Below are 382 nucleotides of genomic sequence, written 5' to 3'. Positions count from 1 at the left end.
CCTGATAATCTCCTAAGTTTGTAAGCACCCTGCAAGAACCACTTTCTTTTGTCACCTTCGCCGCAACCTTTAATCACACCCAGCAACTCGAGTAAAAGTTCATTGTCGTCTTCTTCCAAAGTGATTAAAGAAGAGATATGTTTTTTAGGAATAGCAACAATATGCCCCAGCCAAAAAGGTCTTGTTTGATGATACGCCAAAACATTCTCGGTTTCTAAAACTTTATTTACTTTTGTTTTTCCGCTTAATACTTCATCACAATAAAAGTCTTCAGTCATCATTAATCCCCCTTACTATTTAACTTTGATCATCACAATCAATATACAAATTAACCCAATTCTCCGCTTTATTTTTCACTTTTATTATTAAGATAAGAGAACCA

The 382-nt window shown here is 34.6% G+C and carries 1 pseudogene; it reads right to left on the bottom strand.

Going from position 1 to position 382, the window contains the following annotated elements:
- Positions 1-281, bottom strand: a pseudogene (locus tag R0K30_RS21225) (HIT domain-containing protein); the annotation flags it as partial.
- Positions 282-382 lie beyond the last annotated feature (101 nt).

Source organism: Bacillus sp. SIMBA_154 (assembly GCF_046536015.1).
Taxonomy (GTDB): Bacteria; Bacillota; Bacilli; order Bacillales; family Bacillaceae; genus Bacillus; species Bacillus pumilus_P.
This window is presented reverse-complemented; position numbering and strand designations above follow the sequence as displayed.